The organism is Rheinheimera sp. MM224 (assembly GCF_947090785.1).
In the GTDB taxonomy this organism is placed as follows: domain Bacteria; phylum Pseudomonadota; class Gammaproteobacteria; order Enterobacterales; family Alteromonadaceae; genus Pararheinheimera.
In genome coordinates, this window is record NZ_OX352320.1 from 2,728,780 (window position 1) to 2,748,972 (window position 20,193).

19 protein-coding genes are annotated in these 20,193 nt (G+C 46.8%); 6 read left to right on the forward strand and 13 right to left on the reverse strand.

The features are described 5' to 3' along the window. The first annotated feature begins 86 nt into the window (after positions 1–86). Positions 87–725 carry a rhombosortase gene (gene rrtA, locus OM978_RS12800; RefSeq protein WP_264342589.1) on the forward strand — a complete coding sequence of 213 codons (639 nt, stop codon included), beginning with the start codon at positions 87–89 and terminating at the stop codon, positions 723–725. Here the strand turns inward: rrtA and OM978_RS12805 are convergent. Further along, positions 688–1,374, reverse strand: a complete 687-nt coding sequence (locus OM978_RS12805) for an RluA family pseudouridine synthase (RefSeq protein ID WP_264342590.1) — start codon at positions 1,372–1,374, stop codon at positions 688–690. The two genes, rrtA and OM978_RS12805, sit on opposite strands and share 38 nt — an antisense overlap. A gap of 105 nt (positions 1,375–1,479) precedes the next feature. Between OM978_RS12805 and OM978_RS12810 the strand changes: the two genes are divergently transcribed. After that, on the forward strand, positions 1,480–2,139 hold the full coding sequence (locus OM978_RS12810) for an RluA family pseudouridine synthase (RefSeq protein ID WP_264342591.1): 660 nt from the start codon (positions 1,480–1,482) through the stop codon (positions 2,137–2,139). Between the two features lie 46 nt (positions 2,140–2,185). On the opposite strand, the gene OM978_RS12815 is transcribed toward OM978_RS12810, so the two are convergent. The 3 genes from OM978_RS12815 to OM978_RS12825 form a co-directional block, all read right to left on the reverse strand. Next, positions 2,186–4,639 carry a S9 family peptidase gene (locus tag OM978_RS12815; protein ID WP_264342592.1) on the reverse strand — a complete coding sequence of 818 codons (2,454 nt, stop codon included), beginning with the start codon at positions 4,637–4,639 and terminating at the stop codon, positions 2,186–2,188. A 171-nt stretch (positions 4,640–4,810) separates the two neighbouring features. After that, positions 4,811–6,988 (reverse strand): hypothetical protein, encoded by a 2,178-nt coding sequence (locus OM978_RS12820; RefSeq protein ID WP_264342593.1) that lies wholly within the window; start codon positions 6,986–6,988, stop codon positions 4,811–4,813. Between the two features lie 361 nt (positions 6,989–7,349). Then, positions 7,350–7,955, reverse strand: a complete 606-nt coding sequence (locus tag OM978_RS12825) for an FMN-dependent NADH-azoreductase (RefSeq protein ID WP_264342594.1) — start codon at positions 7,953–7,955, stop codon at positions 7,350–7,352. A gap of 232 nt (positions 7,956–8,187) precedes the next feature. On the opposite strand from OM978_RS12825, the gene OM978_RS12830 reads away from it, so the two are divergent. Both OM978_RS12830 and OM978_RS12835 read left to right on the forward strand, forming a co-directional pair. Beyond that, entirely contained in the window at positions 8,188–8,769 is a 582-nt protein-coding gene (locus OM978_RS12830; protein WP_264342595.1) for a sigma-70 family RNA polymerase sigma factor, read from the forward strand. Further along, positions 8,753–9,421, forward strand: a complete 669-nt coding sequence (locus OM978_RS12835; protein ID WP_264342596.1) for a ChrR family anti-sigma-E factor — start codon at positions 8,753–8,755, stop codon at positions 9,419–9,421. The genes OM978_RS12830 and OM978_RS12835 overlap by 17 nt, the downstream gene beginning before the upstream one ends. 69 nt (positions 9,422–9,490) lie before the next feature. On the opposite strand, the gene OM978_RS12840 is transcribed toward OM978_RS12835, so the two are convergent. After that, a complete protein-coding gene (locus OM978_RS12840) occupies positions 9,491–11,737 on the reverse strand; it encodes an aminotransferase class V-fold PLP-dependent enzyme (protein WP_264342597.1) in 2,247 nt (748 codons plus the stop codon). 198 nt (positions 11,738–11,935) lie between these two features. Next, positions 11,936–12,655, reverse strand: a complete 720-nt coding sequence (gene fadR, locus OM978_RS12845; RefSeq protein WP_264342598.1) for a fatty acid metabolism transcriptional regulator FadR — start codon at positions 12,653–12,655, stop codon at positions 11,936–11,938. Between the two features lie 182 nt (positions 12,656–12,837). Here fadR and dsbB point away from each other — a divergent pair, with 182 nt between their 5' ends. Further along, a complete protein-coding gene (gene dsbB / locus OM978_RS12850; RefSeq protein ID WP_264342599.1) occupies positions 12,838–13,371 on the forward strand; it encodes a disulfide bond formation protein DsbB in 534 nt (177 codons plus the stop codon). A gap of 45 nt (positions 13,372–13,416) precedes the next feature. Here dsbB and OM978_RS12855 read toward each other — a convergent pair whose 3' ends face one another. The 6 genes from OM978_RS12855 to prmB form a co-directional block, all read right to left on the reverse strand. Beyond that, on the reverse strand, positions 13,417–14,037 hold the full coding sequence (locus OM978_RS12855) for an FKBP-type peptidyl-prolyl cis-trans isomerase (RefSeq protein ID WP_264342600.1): 621 nt from the start codon (positions 14,035–14,037) through the stop codon (positions 13,417–13,419). 87 nt (positions 14,038–14,124) lie between these two features. Continuing rightward, entirely contained in the window at positions 14,125–14,403 is a 279-nt protein-coding gene (locus tag OM978_RS12860; RefSeq protein ID WP_264342601.1) for a YfcL family protein, read from the reverse strand. Positions 14,404–14,405: 2 nt separating this feature from the next. Continuing rightward, the gene (locus tag OM978_RS12865) at positions 14,406–15,563 is read right to left on the reverse strand and encodes an ATP-NAD kinase family protein (RefSeq protein WP_264342602.1); all 1,158 of its coding nucleotides are present in this window, start codon (positions 15,561–15,563) and stop codon (positions 14,406–14,408) included. Between the two features lie 46 nt (positions 15,564–15,609). Further along, on the reverse strand, positions 15,610–16,773 hold the full coding sequence (locus OM978_RS12870) for an MFS transporter (RefSeq protein WP_264342603.1): 1,164 nt from the start codon (positions 16,771–16,773) through the stop codon (positions 15,610–15,612). 90 nt (positions 16,774–16,863) lie between these two features. Beyond that, positions 16,864–17,961, reverse strand: a complete 1,098-nt coding sequence (aroC, locus tag OM978_RS12875; protein ID WP_264342604.1) for a chorismate synthase — start codon at positions 17,959–17,961, stop codon at positions 16,864–16,866. A 61-nt stretch (positions 17,962–18,022) separates the two neighbouring features. Next, positions 18,023–18,970 carry a 50S ribosomal protein L3 N(5)-glutamine methyltransferase gene (prmB, locus tag OM978_RS12880; protein WP_264342605.1) on the reverse strand — a complete coding sequence of 316 codons (948 nt, stop codon included), beginning with the start codon at positions 18,968–18,970 and terminating at the stop codon, positions 18,023–18,025. Between the two features lie 35 nt (positions 18,971–19,005). Between prmB and smrB the strand changes: the two genes are divergently transcribed. Beyond that, positions 19,006–19,542 carry an endonuclease SmrB gene (gene smrB, locus OM978_RS12885; RefSeq protein ID WP_264342606.1) on the forward strand — a complete coding sequence of 179 codons (537 nt, stop codon included), beginning with the start codon at positions 19,006–19,008 and terminating at the stop codon, positions 19,540–19,542. On the opposite strand, the gene sixA is transcribed toward smrB, so the two are convergent. Then, on the reverse strand, positions 19,526–20,017 hold the full coding sequence (sixA, locus tag OM978_RS12890) for a phosphohistidine phosphatase SixA (RefSeq protein WP_264342607.1): 492 nt from the start codon (positions 20,015–20,017) through the stop codon (positions 19,526–19,528). The two genes, smrB and sixA, sit on opposite strands and share 17 nt — an antisense overlap. Between the last annotated feature and the right edge of the window lie 176 nt (positions 20,018–20,193).

The window sequence follows — 20,193 nt, forward strand, 5'->3', positions numbered from 1 at the left end:
ACAGACCTTCACCATACCTAGTCGGGCCAGTTGGATCAATGACTGATACAGCTTTTCACGTTAAATGCCTTGACCTGAAGCGACGAATGCTTTTGCATAGCAGCAATTTGATTCAGTTGGTGATGATGTTGATGAATTTTCGTACCTTTTCGTCTTTTCAGTGGAGCTTGCTGGTTTTTGTAGTAGTGCTGGTCATACTGCATTTTCTGCCTGAGAACCTTCGCTCAGTACTGGAATACAACAGAGCTCAACCAGAACAGATCTGGCGGGCTTTAACCGGCCATTTGCTGCACAGCAACCACTGGCATTTGGTAATGAATCTGGGCGCTTTGCTGTTGATGCTGATGTTGCATCAGTTGTATTACAGTGTTAAATCTTTTGCATTTCTGCTGCTGGCTGGCTGCATTGGCATCAGCCTGTTGTTGTTTTTATTCAGCCCTGATATTCATATTTATGTCGGTTTGTCCGGCTGGTTGCATTGTTTTATTACCGTTGGTGCTTTGCTTGATATCAAACATAAAATCCAGTCCGGCTGGCTTATTTTACTGGGTGTGATCGCCAAGGTGACCTACGAGCAGTGGCAAGGGCCAGATGCAGAGCTGGCCGCATTAATAGATGCCAACGTGGCGATAGACGCTCATTTGTATGGCGTCATTTGTGGTCTACTGCTCGGATTTGTGTTTGTGATTAGCGCAAAGCCTTTAGAAAATCAGGCTCAGCGCTAAAACTCATCAACTCACCACTTTGTGGATGGGTAAACTCTAATTCAGCAGCATGCAGCATTAAACGGCCGCTTTGCTGTTGTTGCTCTGAGTTTGCATAAAAAGGGTCGCCTAAAATGGCATGCCCTATACTTTGCATATGCAAACGTAGCTGATGTGAACGCCCTGTTACTGGTTCTAATTGCACCAAAGAGGCCTGATATTCGGGCAATAGTTTAAGCACCTTGTAATGCGTTACTGAAGCTTTGCCGTCCAGACTTATTTTATACAAAGGCCGGTTTTCAGTATCTGCTGCTATGGCTTTATCCACAGTACCTGCTGAAGGAGTCGGTACACCAGAGACCACAGCCTGATAAATTTTCTTCGTACCACGGCTTTGAAATTCTTTACTGATAGTCGACAGCGCTTTTTTACTCAGAGGCAACACCAGCAAACCCGAGGTATCGTAATCCAGCCGGTGTACCACAGCTGCAGAGGGAAACTCTTGTTGTACGCGATTTATCAGGCAGTCTTGATTCTCTGGATGGCGGCCTGGCACCGTCAGTAAATGCGCAGGTTTATTCACCACCAGCAGGAATTCGTCCTGATACACTAAAGTCCAGGCGTCTTTTGTGGCGGGTAAAATCGCCAAATCATCAATAGCAGTTTTCATGGCCTAAATAACTAGATACAAAGTTGGCGCTAGTATGCCAGAATTAGGGTTATAACTGCAGTAGCTATATCTGTACTAACCATTTGTATAAATAAGAGTAAGTGGATGCAAAGGCCTTTTGTGTATAACCCACCAGCAGATCCCTTGCTGGATATTTTGTATCTGGATAAAGACATTCTGGTGGTGAATAAACCCAGTGGTTTATTAACGAATCCTGGCCGCAGTGAAGATATGCAAGACTGCTTATTAAGTCGTGTACAGCAGCAATTTCCGTTAGCGCAGCTGGTGCATCGTCTGGATATGAGTACCTCAGGTTTAGTGGTATTTGCCCTTCGCCGTAAAGCAGAAGCTGCGTTAAAACAGCAGTTTGCCTCACGCTCTGTGAAAAAAATCTATCGTGCCCGTGTCTGGGGTCAGATTGCCGAACAAGGTATGGTCAGTGCACCGTTAATTGCCGACACGACTCAGCCTCCGTTGCAAAAAATCTGTCAGAAAACAGGCAAAACCGCTCTGACCTATTTCCAGCGTTTAAGTTTTGATGGTCAAAGTAGTTTAGTCGAGCTTAGGCCTGTGACAGGACGTTCGCATCAGTTGCGGGTGCATATGCAAAGTTTGGGGCATCCTATTCTGGGAGATGCCTTTTATGCCCATGATGAAGCTTATGCAGCAGCACCACGTTTATTGTTGCAAGCCTTGTGTTTAGAAGTTTACCAGCCCTACTCGTCGCAGTTACTGCGCTTTGAGCTTGAACCGGATTTTGATTAATTAAAAATGGGGTCAACTGACCCCATTTTCATTAGTATTTACTCTGTTATAACTCTTCTTCGAATAAGCGGAAGATACGTTTGTATTCATCCAACCAACTACTTGGTTGACGGAAACCATGTGGTTCAACCGGATAAATGGCCGTCTCGAAATTGGCATTTTCATGTTCAATTAAACGCTGCACCACCCGCACTGTATCCTGAAAGAAGACGTTGTCATCAACCATAGGCGCATTAATCAGCAACTTACCTTTTAAGCCTTCTGTAAAGTAAATAGGTGAGCTGCGACGATAGGCGATAGGATCAACATCAGGCGTATTCAGAATATTTGATGTATAGCCATGGTTGTAGTAAGCCCAGTCACCCACAGGACGCAGCGCAGCACCAGCCTGAAATAAATCGGGTTCAGTGAACAGTGCCATAAAGGTCATAAAACCACCGTAAGAACCACCATAAGTTCCTACCCGCTTTTCATCAACATGAGCATTGGCTACCAGGTATTTAACACCATCCACTAAATCCTGAGTCTCTGGAGTACCCATTTGGCGATAAATCGCTGTACGCCAATCACGGCCGTAGCCTTTTGATGCACGGTAATCCATATCCAGTACCACATAACCTTTTTGGATCAGCAGGTTATGGAACAGATACTCCCGGAAATAACCAGACCAGCCCAAATCACTGTTTTGCAGATAACCAGCACCGTGGTTAAAAATGACAGCGCGGCGTTTTTCACCTTGTTGATAATCTTTTGGTAAATACAACTTAGCAAATACCGGTTGTTTACCATGACTGGACGGCACAGCTATCACTTGAGGTGCCGCCAGATTTAATGCGGTCAGTTCTTTTGAAGCGGTATAAGTTAAGCGGGTCACTTTGGCTTTTGGCTTGTTGTCCATCAGGTACAATTCTGGAGGTGTCACAGAGTTTGACCAGGTCAGCAGCAGCTTATTTTCATCCGGAGATAACTGGTAATCAGCTGAGCCTTTTAAGGCTGTCATTTGCTCCAGTTGGCCTGAACTTAAAGCAACACGGTAAATTTCGTAAATACCAGGGTGGCTCATATTGCCTTTAAAATACAGGTACTGATCGTTTTTGCTTACATGTGGGTTGCTGACTTCAAAGGTACCTGCTGTTAGTTTTTTCGCCGTACCATTAACAGCTTTTACGTATAAATGTGCATAACCAGACTCTTCTGACAGATAATATAAGGTGTCTTTTTGGCTTAACCAGCCAAAGTCATTAAAGCTGTAGTTGATCCAGGCATCGTCATGTAAGCGGTGCTGACTGACCAGACGCTTTTTAGCAAAATCTACAGTAGCCAGCCAACGGTCTTTGTTGTCCCAGGCTTTGAGCATCACTGCAACCTGTGAACCTGAGTTATGCCATTGAATAGCAGACTGGTTCCAGCTCCAATCGTTGATCAACTCAATAGCGCGAGGTGCTTTTTTTGACTGATAGGTTTTGCCTTGAGCTTTGGCATTTTCAGCTTTTACGGCTGCCAATACATCTTCATCAAAACCTGGCAAAGTGTCGTATTTCAGCTCTGTCGCGTGTTGGGTTTTTACATCCACTAAAAACAGTTGTTGCGATTGAGGTTTTTGATCAGCGACACGACGACGGACTTCCTCAGCAGCTATGTTGCCAGAAGCTGTGATGTAGTTTGGCATAATGTCGGTTTTATCACGCCATTCGGTCTTATCAGCTACAGCGACCAGCAACATATCGCCTTTGGGTGACAAACTGGCTGAAGCTATACGCTTCGTTTTATCCAGATACACAGCAGGCGTTGCCACAGCAGGGTTTTGCGACGCCAGTAACTGTTGCTGTTCAAACTGCTCTGTTTTGTTTTTATGGGTCAGGGCGACAAACTCAATCAGTTTGTGTTGCTCCTGCGCCATATAGGTATTTGCCACTTTAGGGGCTGCAGGCTTATCCGCATTTTTTAAACTAACCAGTTCAGTCACAGCACCTGTATTCAAATCAAGTACCTGATAAGTCCAGTCAGAGCGGAACACCAGACGACCATCGGCTAAAAACTGTACTTCGTCATAACGGGTCGAGCTACGGGTCACTTGAGTTAACTTGCCCTGATGTTTAACAAAGACATTGCCTTCAAACAGATAAGCCAGCGATTTGCCATTCTGGCTATAGATTGTCTGTGCTGAACCCATTAAATGCCAGTCGGCCATAGGCACAGCTGTAGCAACAGCGCCCTGCTCTGTGCTTAAGCTATACCAGTCACGAATTTCTGAACCCTGACGTTTTTGCTGGAAATACAACTGACTATTGTTATCTGCCCAATAAGCACCTTCTGTCGGACGACCTAACCAATCCGGGTGCGCCATAATCTGCTCCATAGTAAATGGGGCATGGGCTGCATTTTCTGGGGCTTTCACACTGACTGGCGTGAGCTGATAGGTTTGGGGTTCAGCTGCAATAGCAGAACCGATAAAACTTGCCGCGACAAAGGCCGCTATGAACCATGGTTTTGTTTTCATTGATGTTCTTTTTTAGTGGTGGTTGTAGGCTCTTTATACAAAGAAATCAGCAAAAGACCAAGAGCGGTGATTACAGCTTAGGTTTAATGGTGGCTGGCAGGCGATAAGCGGGTAAGTAGTGGCAAAAAACAGCCTGCGAAATGACTTCGCAGGCTCTGTATCAATTAGGTTTTAGTTCAGTCTGAACCACCAGAACAGACCCGCAGCTAGTAAAACCAGCAACAGGATCAGCAGGCTGCCCCATGGCCGTTTTTTCTCAGCAAAAGGGTCAGCTAAACTGCGTTTCGCTCCTGCTGGCAGCCGCGCTAAACCAGTTAAAGCCGCACCAAAAGGCACGTTAATTTTCGCTCTGGTGTTGACAGCCCAGCCATTGGCATCAAGCAGCGGGCCAAGGTTACGTCGACGCAAAGTCAAAAATGCCATCAGCATTGAAGGTCCTGAAATCAGCAGCAACACTCCAACAACAACCAATGGAATTTGCCACCAGGCTAACGAAAAAAGTCCGGCCATCACAGCCGCCAACGCAGTACCAATAGCGCCTACAGCTAAACCTAAAGCAGCAAAAATACCAGCAAATTTAGCGATATCAAAACCAGCGGCGGCAGCTGTTGCTGCAGGAGTTGCAGCCGGAGCTGGCACAGTCACTGTAGTGACACCAGTGGTTGTTTTTGCTTCGATGTCTTTATCCCGTGACGCTGCGAACTTCTGCAACTGGGCTTCAATAAAAGCGGCCACTCTTTTATAGGGAGACCAGAAGGCCTGACCAATACTGACAGGCTGGACCACCACTTTGGTGACCATAGCGCGCCAGTCCCTGCCTTGTCGGTCGTAAAACACACCGTTTCTGCCTGGCACCATGAGTTCGTCCACATCACCAGCTGTCAGGGCGGCCACTATCTGTAGCGGGGCTTCGCCTTGTCGCTCACAGGTGCAGTACACCAGATAACAGCCACTAAAAGGTGCCATAGTGCCATGACGCGCCATATCAGAAACTTTGAGCACCAGCTCGCAGCTGCGCTGATCCAGATACAAGGTACCGATTTGAAAAATGGCTTTGTGTTTACGTTGGTAAAAATCACTTAACGACACAAAGTTACGCAGCAAAGTGACTAAATCGCGCTGATAGCGCACCAGACGTTCCACCGCATCGACATTATCGGCAAAAGTAGAGGCCGCAATGTCCTGAGCAATGAGCGCTTCCAGGCGTTCTTTACCATCACCTGCGACAATAGCCTGTAAACGCTCCAGCTCCAGTTGGTGCAGGTTGGTATCGGGTTTAGCCGCTTGCCACAAACGCCATGGTTCTAACTGTTCACAAATCTGCTGCCACTGCTCTGCAGTTAAATGCCCGGCTTTATGTTTGCCTTTTGCTCCCAATAAAGGCTCCAGCACGGTATGTTTAAACTCTGTAATAGCATCAGCCCAGGCTGGGTTGACCCCCTCCCCCAAAGGTAAGGACTGCCCTGTAGCAATAGCAGCTAAAGGTAAAGCTGCCACATCTGTATCGCTGCTGCTGATGGCTTTATTGCTGAGCAGGTCATACACAGCAACCGCAGGGTTGAGTGCATCGGTGGCCCGATTATCAAAAGCCGCCAACTGACAACGGACAAAAAAATCATCCACTTTGGCTTTCACAGCATCAAAAGCAGCAACAGCTTCAGCGGTTTTATCACCTAAAGGGCTAAACAGCGGATCATCAGAACCTCCGGCTGCATGCCACTCCACTACAGCTGCGGCCTGCTGATAAAAGGCTTCCAGGCTGTCGCTATGAATACCTTCACCACCACTGCGATCCGGTTGACCACCTTGAGTCTGAATAATTTCAGTGATCAGTTGTGCCAATTCAGTATCAGAGGTCAATTCAGCCATCACCACGCCATCACCATTAAAATGATGCGGAGAAAACAGCAGCGTCATATCAGCTAAATCGGCAACCTGTAGTGAGTCTGTTTCAGTTTTACCGGTAATTTCGAGCACACGAAGCGCAGCAGCTTTGAGGTTCGCACCTTCGGCATCCTGATCATGGATAGCGGCCAGTGGTAAACCCGGTGCTTGAAACATAATTTCCGCGTCTTGCAAACGCTCACAGCACCAGCGCACAGCGGCAAGAATTTCTGGCACGCGGATTTGACCATCTCCATCTGCATCTAATAAGGCTGCAGTTCGGTGATCAAATTCAAGGCCTGTGGTAGGACAGTTCAGCACTGTCCAGAGTTTTGGATCCAGTTCGTGTAAGTGCTGCAAGTCTGCTGCTGAATCCAAAGCGACTTGATCAAAACCGCCAGATCGGAAAAAACGCCATTTATGTTGAGACTGAATAGTTGCCAAAGCTTGCTCTCCCTGAGGCATAAGTTTTACCTAGCATACTTCAGAGGCACGGCAGATACCAAACCTTAAATAAATAAAGTCTTTAAATAACAGAAAGGTTTGAGAGAAATAGAGGCGACTATGAAATAACAGTAACTTTTCATGAGCCTAAAAGAACAAAATCGCCGGGAGCGATTTTTACTCGCACCATCCATGGCGCTCGCCTTCGGCAGCTAACGCTGTGCAAAACAGCTATCCTGCTGTTTTGTGAACATCAGAGCGCAGCGACGATGGCCCGGAGGGTGTTTTACATGGATGTAAAACATAAAAAGAGGCCACTTAAGAAAGTGGCCAAAGCTTGCAGGAAGGAGGATGCCTTCAGAGAAAAATGCGGGTTTTGCTATCAGGCAGCTACAGCTGGCGCTAATTCAGCGATACGGGCTTTTGCAGCTATTAAGGCTTTTTCTGCGCTTTCCGGGCCCATATTTAAGCCTTCAGCGTAGATAAAATTTAAATCTTTTAAACCAACGAAATTCAGGAAAGCACTGACAAACGGAGTTTGTGAGTCTGCTGACGTGCCCTGATACAAACCACCTCGGGTTGCGAAAATAAACACTGGTTTGTCTTGTAACAGACCTACAGGGCCTGTTTCAGTGTATTTAAAGGTAATACCAGCACGAGCCAAACGGTCGAAATAAGCTTTTAACTGGCTTGGTACACCGAAGTTGTACATAGGTACGCCAATAACAATAGCGTCAGCCTTCTGAATTTGGGCAATTGCGTCGTCTGATAAAGCAGCTAAAGCTTTCTGTTCGTCAGTACGGTCCGACTCTGGAGTCATCCAGGCGCCAATTTCTGTCATGGTTAAGTGAGCAAAGCTATCTTGTACCAGGTCAACAGTTTCAGTGGTAAAACCTGCTGGTAAAGAAGCTAAAAATTGTTGGCTTAACTGAGTCGATTGACCTTTGTCGCCGCTTAAAGAACTATTGATTACTAATACATGTGCCATGGTAATTTCTCCTGTCGAGTTAGTAATGACAGAATAACTATAATTTTTTAGATAATAAATTAGAATAAATCTGAGAAACCTTTCTATTTTTTAAACCAATCCAAATTCAAAACTACTGCGTAAATACAGTACCAGCGATAACAAAACAGACAGGATTGGAATAATGTTGGATCCAACATCAGTTCAAAGGCATGATGGCAGGAATTATCAAAGGCCCGATATTCAAGGATCTATGTCAGTTCAACCCCAAGACAATACGCAGTGGGAACAAGCTTTAACTTTTATTGCGGTAGATCGCGATAAACAAGCTTACTCGCAATTATTTAGTTATTTTGCACCACGTTTAAAAGCTTTTGGTCTGAAAATGTTTGGTAACGAGCAACAGGCCATGGAGATGGTCCAGGATACGATGTTGAATGTGTGGCAAAAAGCCAGGCTTTTTGACGCCAGCCGTGGCTGCGCATCCACCTGGATTTTCACCATAGCCCGTAACGTACGTTTTGATATGTTGCGTAAAAAACAAAGTCGTAAAGACGAATTAAGTGCAGACGATCTGTTTTTTGACGGTGATTACCCTGAGCAGGAAGGCACAGACAGCAACGAATGGGATTTGTGGTTACTGGCAGAAAAAGTAGCGCCCCATTTTGCCAAGCTGCCTCCGGCGCAACGTGACGTGATGGAAAAAGTGTATTTAGAAGAGAAATCGCACCAGGAAGTATCGGAAGAACTGTCTATCCCCTTAGGTACAGTAAAATCCCGTATTCGTTTGGCGCTAGACAGATTAAGAGAGGCCATTGATGATCCACGCAGTTAAACATCACCCGGCGCTGGAATTGCTGGAACAGTATATTGAAGCCAGTCTGGCCCCTGAATTAAGTCTGGCGATTGCTGCGCATCTGGATCTGTGCCCTCATTGTCAACGGATAAAAATGGATTTAGAAGCTGAAGCCGGAGCTGCTTTGGTGAGCTTACCTGAAGAGCAAAGCACTGAAACAGATTGGCAACAGATGCTGGATTTTATTACGGCTCAACCTGAAGTGGCAGCAAAAATGGCAAAACGCCAGCCTTTTGCTTTGCAAATTCAGAACAGCGAAATCTTATTGCCTGCCTCATTAAAACCGTTAGTGCAAAACAAGTTGAAGTGGTTCAATCTGGGTGGGATCAGTACAGCGAAGTTAGCAGGTGAAGATCAGCATAACGTGTCTTTGCTTTATATCCGTAAAGACAGTGAAGTACCGCAACACACGCACTTGGGTCTGGAAATCACCTTGGTCCTCAAAGGTAAGATCTATGATGAGGCAGGCTGTTATGGCGAAGGTGATTTATTGATTAATACGCCGGATCATACGCATACGCCACGCACCATGAGTGAAGATTGTTTGTGTTTGTCGGTTTTAACTGCACCATTGAAGTTTAAAAAAGGCTTAACCCGCTTATTAAACCCATTACAGCATCTGTTTTACTAAACAGCTGCTGACTGTAGGGGCGACCTTTAAGGTCGCCCTTCTCTCCGTCGAAGCTCATACGAAGGGTTGTCATGCTAAAAGCGCAACCCCGCCTTTGAGGTTAAACACCAGCTCAAACCCTGCCCTGTTCAGCACCTTTGCTGCCAATAAACTGCGGTTACCGGAACGGCAAACCAGTAACAGAGGTTGAGGCGTTGCTGTTTGCTGATCAGCAACCTGTTGCACCAGCGCAGACAAAGGCACTTCCTTACAAACTAAGTAAGGTAAATACACAGATAAAGCGCCAGCAGCTTGTTCATGAGGTTCACGTACATCCCAAATTTGTAAGTTTGGATGCTGTTGTATCAACGCGGCGATCTGATGTTTGTCAATCACAGCTGTCGCATCTGAGGCACAGACCTCCACTACACCACAAAAATGCCCTGCCTGCTGTTGCAGCCAGTCCGTCTGACGTTGTAATTCACTCAGCCATAGCTCTGGCGTATCTTCGGTGTTCAATACCTGCTGCAATGTCTGTTGTTCCTGCAGCATCAGATCCCAACGGGTGAAAAAACGCTGGGCATAGTCATGACTGGATAATAATAAAGTCTGAGGTGCAAGCTGCTTACTTAAGGCTCTTAAACTGCGGCGAAACTCTTGACTATCGCCACCAGGTAAATCGAGCCGGCCTGTGCCACCAGGTAAAATAAAATCGCCGACAAAAGCGAATTTTTGCTGTTGCTGCTGTTTGACCAGAATAGTCACAGCTTCAGGACTATGGCCAGGTGTGGCCAGAGTTTCCAACTGATAAGCCCCCATTTGTAAGCGGGTTTGCTGCAAAGGCCAACCCAGCACATCTGTATGCGCAGAGTCTATTAAATCAGACAATAAAGTCACCAACTCGGGTCGTGCTGAAGGATGATCCTGATGCCGATGGGTATCCAGAATAGCCCGGACTTTAAACTGGTGCCCCTGCACTAACTGCGCAATCCGGTTGGCCAGAGGCAACACTGCATCGATAATAACGACTTCCGACGTATCAGCAGATACCAGTAAATAACTGCATAAATCTTCATGTTTTAACTGCACTAAACCAGTCACAGGCTGAAGTTCTGTACTGCTGGCGTCACTTAATACCAGACAACAGGAGTTCACCACAGTTTTTAGTGCCAGAATAGCCTGACAAGCCCGCTGACACTCATCCACAGTCATCGCAGGGCCAAAGGACAACCGGATAGCGCCTTGACTGCGCCACAACGGCAAGCTCATCGCATTAAGCACAAAACTGGTCGGGATTTTAGAGCTGCAGGCCGAACCCGAGCTGACACGAATACCTGCAGCATCAAACAAATCCATAATGTCTTTGCTGGCAAAACCCGGTACAGAGAAGTTGATGGTGGTAGGTACTATATAAGGTTGATTGCTGTTCAAAACTAAATCAGGAAAAACCTGACGTAATGCGGATAGCAGCTGTTCCCGGTAATCCCATAGTTGTTGCTCAGACTGAAATACCGATCCTTCTTTTAATTTCAGTTGCCGGAAGATAGCCTGCAAAGCAGCAATGCCGGGTAAGTTCTCAGTGCCGGAACGTAAGCCACTCTCCTGCCCACCCCCTGCCAGTAATGGCTGATAAGGAGTCTCTTTACGTACATACAAAAAACCAATGCCTTTAGGGGCATAGAGCTTATGGCCACTAAAAGGTGCGTAGTCTATGGTCATTTGCTCAAGCTGCAATGGCATTTTGCCAAGCGCCTGTACGCAGTCCACCATCCACAGTACCTGCGGCGCGACGGTGCGAATAAGCTGCTGCAAAGCGGCTAAATCCTGCTTGACGCCAGTTTCATTATTCGCAGCCATAGTGCATATCAATAGGGTGTTGGGCAATTCTTTGCGAATAAAGTCAAAATCCAGCAGGCCATGTTGATCCACAGGAATAGCTTTAATAGTGGCGCCCAGCTGCAATACATGATTCCAGTGTTCCAGACTCTGAGGCACGGCTTTGTGTTCAGTAGCGCCGTACAACAAGCTAAAGGCTGGTCCGGTTTTTCCAGACAGACGGGCATGCAACAAAGCGGAGAAAATAGAACTCTGAATACCTTCAGTGGCACCAGAAGTAAAAACGATATCGCCAGAACCAGCACCAATTAACTGACGAGCCAATTGCCTGGTGGTTTCTAACTCGACTTTGGCTTTAATACCTGTGCTGTGACTACTGCTCGGATTGCCAAAACACTGCTGCATGGTGTGTTGCACAGCATCAGCTGCACAAGCCAAAACAACAGTAGTAGCATTATTATCCAGATAAATTTCTTGTGGTCGCACAGCAGGCTTTTGCATGGCTCGCCTCATATAACTAAAGGTTATATTATATATAGCAATATAATAACCAGCCGCAACCGCTGTGACAAGGCTATGCTTTGCTAAATGGCGGCGAATACAAAAACATCTGGAATGTTTTTGAACGGCTTGAGCAGGCTCTGCAGGAGTTTTTTGCATGGATGCAAAAAACAAAAACCGCCTTTCGGCGGTTTCAGATTATTCGATTAAATCTTTTGGAATTTGTGAGCGTAAGCCTGCCCAAATTTTTCCACTCTCTTTACCGTACTTACGTACTGCAAACACCACTTCGTCATGTTTACCGGCTTCAGCGTATTGCTTCAGCTGATGGTAATACTGACGAGCCAGTTCACGGGCTTCAGGCGATGAGAAATAAAAACGGGCAATTTTGTTATACAAGCCACGGAAGCCATTTAAAATCAGCACATAAATGCGGTTAGATGAATGCAGCGCCATTTCATGGTTCAGGTTGTAGTCAAAAGCTGCAAAAGCTTCGGCCGTGTCTGCTAAATCTTCGGCACCGGCAAAAGATGCGATCACCTGATCTTTATGAGTTTTGATGGCACCACGAATATAAATGGCGCTGATATTGGTGCGGGCAGATAACAGCTCATCCACCAGTTCTGGCATACGTTCTTCATCTAAACGCGCCAGCGTTTCCAGAATATTTAAACCTGAAGTTTCCCAGAAATTATTTACTTTGGTTGGTTTGCCATGCTGAATAGTCAGCCAGCCATCACGGGCCAGACGCTGCAATACTTCGCGTAAAGTCGTACGGGTGACCCCAATCAGCTCTGACAATTCACGCTCAGCCGGCAGAATGGAACCTGGGGCAAACTTGCCATTCCAGATAGATTCAACAATATATTCTTCAGCAAAACCAGCTGGGCTTTGTGCTTTAATTAAATTCATAGTCATGCGGAGGGGCCCGTTGTCATTATTATAATGTCAGATAAATGGCACTGATTGTACCAGAGACAAAGCAGTTAACAAGCTATGGATTAAAAATAGCTGTTCAGCGCGCTGTGGGTTGTCTTTCGACTGTTTTTGCCTTAGATTGACCGACTTATAGTTTTGTTTTATCAAACAAAGGGATCCGAATGTTATCCAGTCTGGCAAAATGGTCAAAACAACGATCGGCATGGCTCGTCTTAGCTCTGTCAGCCACGGTGTTGTTAGGTCTGGCGTTGTACTTTCAATATCAGATGAATTTACAGCCTTGCATGTTGTGTGTGTACGCCAGAGCGGCATTAACAGGTGTGATTTTAGCGGCCCTGATTGCGTTAATCTCTCCAACCAACGGTTTATTACGTTGGATAGCATTACTCACTTTTGGTGCGAGTTCTGTCTGGGGTTTTATGATCACCCAGGAACACATAGGGGTGGAGGAGCTGGTGCAATCCGGCGGCTTATATACCTGCAGTTTGTTTCCTGAGTTTCCACTGGGTTTGCCTTTAGATAAATGGTTCCCGGAAATTTTTAACCCAACAGGTATGTGTGGTGATGTAGCCTGGCGTTTTATGGATCTGTCCATGCCAGTCTGGACCAGGGTGATTTTTGTGGTTTACTGCTTGCTGGCACTGATGCTAATTTTCAGCCAGTTTAAGAAGAAAAAATACAACCCATACGACTAAAGAAAAAGGAGCCCACAGGCTCCTTTTTCTTTATAAAACGAGCTATTAACCAATGATAGCTAACAGTTCTACGTCAAACACTAAAGTGCTGAATGGAGCAATTTTGCCACCAGCGCCACGCTCACCGTAAGCCAGGTTGTGTGGGATAGTTAAACGTAACTTGGTGCCAACAGGCATCAGTTGCAGCGCTTCAGTCCAGCCGGCGATCACGCCAGAGACAGGAAATTCAGCAGGCTGACCACGGTCGTACGAGCTGTCAAACACAGTACCGTCAATTAAAGTGCCGTGGTAGTGCGTGCGCACTGTAGAAGCTTTGGTTGGCTTCTCGCCTTCACCTTGTACTAATACTTCGTACTGTAAACCAGAGGCAGTCACTGTCACGCCTGGTTTTTTCGCATTTTCAGCAAGGAAAGCATCACCAGCGCCAGCTAAAGCTTTGGCCTGTTCTTCCTGTTGTTCCTGCATACGCTGACTGATCACCTGGAATGCAGCACCAATTTGCTGTTCAGATACTTCTGGCTCGTCACCCTGGAAAGCAGCAGCTAAACCTGCGGCTACAGCCAGAATGTCTAAACCGTCAAACGGGTTGTCAGCCAGTTGCTGACCCATTTGCAGACCGATGCCATAACTGGCGTGTTGCTCTAAGCTGGTAAATTTAGTAGACATAAAGTTCACTTGTAGTTTGGCGCACGAAGCGCGTTGTAGAAGCGCAAATCAAATTCGGCTTCAGTTTCAATCTGATGCAACATCAGATCACGAAAGTTGTTGTAGCTGCTGCCATAAACCTAAAACTAAGTGTTGGTCCTGTTCAGTAAGCTCACCACCTGCAATGGCCAAATCCAGACTTTGCTGCACAGTGCCCGCAAGTTCAGCCCGCTCAAATTGCTGTTCAGTCAGTTCTAAACGGCCCACAGCTAAATCAAAATGGCCACGTAAATAACCACCGGCAAATAATTCATCATCACTGGCACGCTGCACCATATCATCTAAAAACTGGGCAACCTGCTGAATATAGGTCTGAACGTCCTGCATTTTTACTCCTCCAGACCTAGTCTGTACATCACATAATCGTTGTAACCGACCAGCACAGGGATCAGGCCCTGCAATTGCTGATCAAGGCTTGCATCACCGGTATCAGCTAATAAAGGCCGGCCTTCAAGCTGCTGTAATTTAGTTTTGGTCGCCACCAGACAAATATTAGCGCGACCCACTGTGCGAATAACAGCAGGGCTTAACTGCTGATTACCCCGGCCAAACACATGACCCTGCCCCCCTATTAAGGTGATCACCAGCTTGCTTGGATAATCCTGCACCAGCGCCAGCAATTCTGTGGCAGTGACATCGGACGCAATCAGTTTGCCATTTTCAACCACATCTACGCCTAATAAGGTATTAGGTAATTCCAGTTCTTTCATCACGGCAGCGACTGTGGAACCTGAGCCCATCACATAACGCACGTCATCGTCCATGGTGCTTACGATAAAAGCCGCTAAATCATCCAACACCAGATCTTCAGATTCTTTGCCACCGTTTTTTACGCTTTGAATATAACGGAGCTCGGCTGGGATACGCATTTCGCCAAAACGTTTGGCGCGCACTATGCCCTGACGAAAGGCTGTTTCGTCTATATCCATCACAGCAGCTTCGGTTAAGGTGACCAACTCGCCTTTGACTAACTGAGCTATAACTTTGCCTGCAGCCGATGGGCTGATAGCATAAACACCAGAGTGAATTTTACAACCTGCTGGCACACCAAGCACAGTAGAGCGTTCGCCGACCGCTGCACAGATATTGCGGGCTGTGCCATCTCCACCGGCAAATAACAATAAATCCACGCCCTGCTCTGCTATAACGGTAGCAGCTCGTTCTGTATCTTCTGCCGTGGTTTGAGCCGATCCTGGCGTGTAACAAATCTGAAAATGAAAGCCTAAAGATGCCAATAAATCAGCCCCCATAGCACCAGCGACCGTCAGGATCTGAAGCTGATCGTTCAGAGGTAACAGCTGCTCTAAGGCTAAAGCGGTTTTATTCTGCGCCTGAGGCACAGCCCCTAATGCCAGAGCTTGTTCCACTACGCCATCGCTGCCTTTAAGCGCAACAGCACCACCTACTCCGGCTACAGGATTGATAATTAAACCTAAACGAAACAGACTGGCCACAATACCCTCTATAGCGTAAAAAAAACGCCGCATTGTAGCCTTTTACCAAAGCGATGCCCAGCAGGAACTCTATGCAATGCTAGAGCTTTTGCTGCTGACGTAAAGTATTTGGCAGAGAAAAGGCCATTAAAGTGGCACCTAAAGCTGCGACTGCAGCGCTAACAAAAGTTAAAGTAGCGCCTGGTCCGTCAGCCCACAATAAACCAGCGCAATAAGCCCCTATAGCGCCTCCTCCGCCGTATACCACACCTGCATACAAAGCCTGCCCCCTACTACGCTGAGCTGGAGCAAAAAAACTCTGAATAAACTGCATAGCGCAGCTGTGCGCCAGGGCAAAACTGGCAGCATGGAATAACATACTAAAAGCCAGCCAGTACCAGTGCTCTGCTAAATAAGCCACAATCAACCAACGCAGTACTGTCAGGCCGTAGCAAAAGGTCAGCAAAACACGATAACTAAAACGGTTCAGCACTTTGCCTGCATAAAAAAACGCGATAATTTCCGCCAGTACAGCAAGCGCTATCATCAGGCCCGAGGTCACACCGCTGTAGCCTAGATCGCGGCAATACAAAATAAAGAAGCCATAAAAAGGCGCAAAACTAATTTGCATCAAAAAAGTCGCGGCCATAAAACGTAAAAACACCGGGTGCTTAAACAGGGTTCTAAAACGAATAGACTCCTGCCCTGCGGTATTTTTCATCGTAAAAGAGGGTAATAAAAATAAGGTACCGAGCAGCAATGCCAGAAAAACAGTCGCGCCCCAAGGCAAAAATTCGGAGCCAAAATATTGCAACAGCAAACCACCCAGCATAACAACCACTATGTAGCCCACGCTGCCAAAACTACGGACCCGGCCATATACGCTGCTGTCGTTATTCAGAAAATGAAAAGCACTAACTTCCAGCTGCGGCAAAATCGCAGTCCAGAATAAGCTGAATAGCCCCAGGCCCAACACCAGAGGCCAATAGCCAAAATCGACGTAACTGCTCAGCCAGCCAATGGATGCCAGCACAGCGCCAAAGCGCATGACGCTGATTGGATCGCCTTTACGCTCCACCACCATAGCCCAGAGGCTAGGGCCAATAATACGGCTGGTGGTGACTATCGCCAGCAACAAACCTATATCGTGAGAATTAAAACCGCGGCCATCGAGAAACATTGGCAGGTAAGGTACAAAAATGCCCAACACAGCAAAATACGCAAAGTAAGCAAGTCCCAGGGCTGGGGTGGTGGCAAGTTTCATTTGTGTTCCACTACAAAAATTAACAGCGCATTGGCCGCAGAGAAAAGCAAAACGCCGCATAAAGCGACGTTTGTATTCTACCTCAAAGCACTAAGGTTGCCTTGCTATATCTGGTGTCGTAACGACCACATCAGCATTTTGTGCTCTGTGGCGCAGGAAATGATCCATCAGCACTATCGCCAACATGGCTTCTGCAATAGGCACAGCACGAATACCGACACAAGGGTCGTGACGGCCTTTGGTGATCATCTCTGTTTCTTCACCGCTGGTGGTAATAGTTTTACCCGGAATGCTGATACTGGACGTAGGTTTTAACGCAATACTGACGTTAATATCCTGACCTGAAGTAATACCACCTAAAGTGCCTCCTGCATGGTTAGCACTGAAGCCGGCTAAGCTAAGCTCGTCACGATGCGTAGAACCACGTTGTTCGACCACAGCAAAACCATCACCAATTTCGACAGCTTTAACCGCATTGATACTCATCATGGCGTGAGCTATATCCGCATCAATGCGATCAAATACAGGCTCGCCCCAGCCCACAGGCACACCGGACGCGACAACATTAATACGGGCACCTACTGAATCACCGTCTTTTTTCAGTTGTCGCATGTACTCATCTAATTGTTCAAGCACATCGACATCAGGGCAGAAAAAGGCGTTTTGCTCGACCTGATCCCAATCCAGCTTTTGCGCTTTGATTGGACCAAGCTGCGCCAGATAACCACGGATTTCGATACCAAACTTAGCTTTTAAATACTGCTTGGCAATAGCCCCAGCGGCCACACGAACTGCAGTTTCACGGGCGGATGAACGGCCACCACCACGGTAATCACGAATACCAAATTTATGCCAGTAGGTGTAATCAGCATGACCTGGACGGAACAGGTCTTTAATCTCAGAATAATCCTGTGAACGCTGATCAGTATTCTCAATCAGCAACCCTATAGAGGCGCCTGTGCTATAGCCTTCAAACACACCGGATAAAATTTTGACGATGTCATCTTCGCGACGCGCTGTGGTGTAGCGTGAAGTGCCGGGTTTGCGTCTGTCCAGTTCAAGCTGAATTTGTTCCAGATCGAGCTTTAAGCCAGGCGGCAAACCATCCACTATGCCACCAATGGCCGGGCCATGGCTTTCACCAAAGGTGGTCACTTTAAATAGTTGGCCTATAGAATTACCCGACATCCTTCACCCCTGCATATCTTTGTATTTTCTGAAAATTAAGCTTCTAAACTATGTTTCTAACCTAGGCTTCCAAACTATCCTGGTGTTTCACTAAATCGGTTTTGCTGATGGCAAATACACCTAAACCACCACGTTCGAATTCCAGCCATTGCAATGGCAAATCCGGATACAGCTCTTGCAGTGCGACCATGCTGTTGCCTACTTCACAAATCAGCCAGCCACCGTCGTTTAAATGCTCTGCAGCTTCTGACAAAATACGGCGAGTCAGTTCCAGACCATCATGGCCAGAAGCTAAACCTAATTCCGGCTCGTGATGGTATTCATCCGGCAGGTCAGCCATATCTTCAGCATCCACATAAGGCGGATTGGTCACAATCAAATCGTAAGTCTGGCCTTTGATGGCGTTATAGCCATCGGACAACATAGGGAACACCTGATGCTCCAGCTCATGCTGCTCGATATTAAAAATCGCCACATCCAGCGCATCTTCGCTGATATCCAACGCATCCACTTCGGCATTTGGAAACTGTTTGGCGCAGGCAATAGCAATACAACCTGAGCCTGTGCACAAATCTAAAATACGTGCCGGTTCATGCTCTTTAAACCAAGGTTCAAAGCTTCGGCTGATCAGCTCGCCTATAGGAGAACGTGGCACTAACACCCGCTCATCCACATAAAAACTTAAGCCACAGAAAAAAGCTTGTTGAGTTAAATAAGCGGCCGGAATACGTTGTTCAATACGTTGTAGTAACAAATCGCAAAAGACTTTAGCTTCAGAGCTGGTCATCCGAAGCGGCAACAGGTTTTCAGTAATACGTGCCATATCCAGACTATGAGCAAGCAACAAGGCTGCTTCATCCCATGGATTGTCGGTACCGTGGCCAAAATAGATGTGGGCTTTATTAAACTGACTGACAGACCAGCGTAACCAGTCGTGGATGGAATGCAGCTCGCGGATGGCTTCGTCGATAATTTCCGCAGTCAGATGGCTGCTTTGATGCTCTGTCATTGTGTTTTACTCTAGTGATTGGTTAGACTTCGGGCATGCGAAAAAAAACACCAGTTCCAAATCTTCCAGAGGAAGAAAAGCAGCTGTTCCGGGATTCGGTGACAGGCGCACGCCCCTTGCAGCAGGACAAGATACCTTTTGCCCGCCAACCCGGCAAGGTAAGAATGGCCGCCACTTTAACAAATAGCAGTCCAGATAGCCATTTGTTTTACTTTTCAGACCAGTACGAAGGTTTTTTAAGCGATAGCAGTACTTTAGCCTTTGTGCAGACCGGTGACGACCCAACCTTAGCCAGGCAGCTGAAACGCGGCGAGTTTCGCCCTGCTGTTGTTTTGGATTTACATGGTTTAACGCAGCAACAAGCCAAAACCGAACTGGCGGGTTTATTGGCCTATTGTGAGCAGCAGCATTTTAACTGCGCTTGTGTCGTACATGGCAAAGGTTTGGGGATTCTGGCGAAACGAGTGCCAAACTGGCTGGTGCAACACCCTAATGTGCGGGCCTTTCATACGGCCCCAACAGAATGGGGCCGTGATGGTGCTTTATTGGTTTTGCTTAAGACACCGATTTAACAAGATGGATCAAGCTGGGACAGGCATATTCCAATAACACACCCTTGTGTTGATGGTAATCAATACAAGCCACACCAGCAGTATCAAAAATAGGGGTTTGACCACTGCGGGTAAAAGCTTCGACTAAAAAGCTGACCAGTGGCATGTGAGAAACCACTAAAATTTTGGCGTGCGGATTTTCAGCATAAAGCGTGTCGAGAAAATCGACGACCAGCTGCGCGTTTCCTTCAGGGATCAGATCCGTATTCAGTTCAACAGCTTGCGTTGACACTGCTTTTTGCACTAAAAGTGCGGCGGTTTGCTGAGTCCTGCGATAAGGGCTGGAGAAAATCTGATCAAATGCACTATAGTGGTGATGCAGCCACTCAGCCATTTGACTGACTTCGGCCTGACCTGCTGCTGTTAACTGTCGTTCACTGTCGCTCAAGTACTGCGGTTCAGCTTCACCGTGCCGCATAATAACCAAATTAACCATTGTTGCTACCAGTTACAACTTCGCGACGCTCGCGAAAAGAGTGCGCTATGATAATGAAAGTTAATGCCGACAGTAACTGCTAATAAAGCATAAAATTGCGTTACTATATTCCTAATCGCTATGATGAACCCTCGCATTCTGTATTTTCAGGGTTCCCGTCACGAGGCATAAATTGA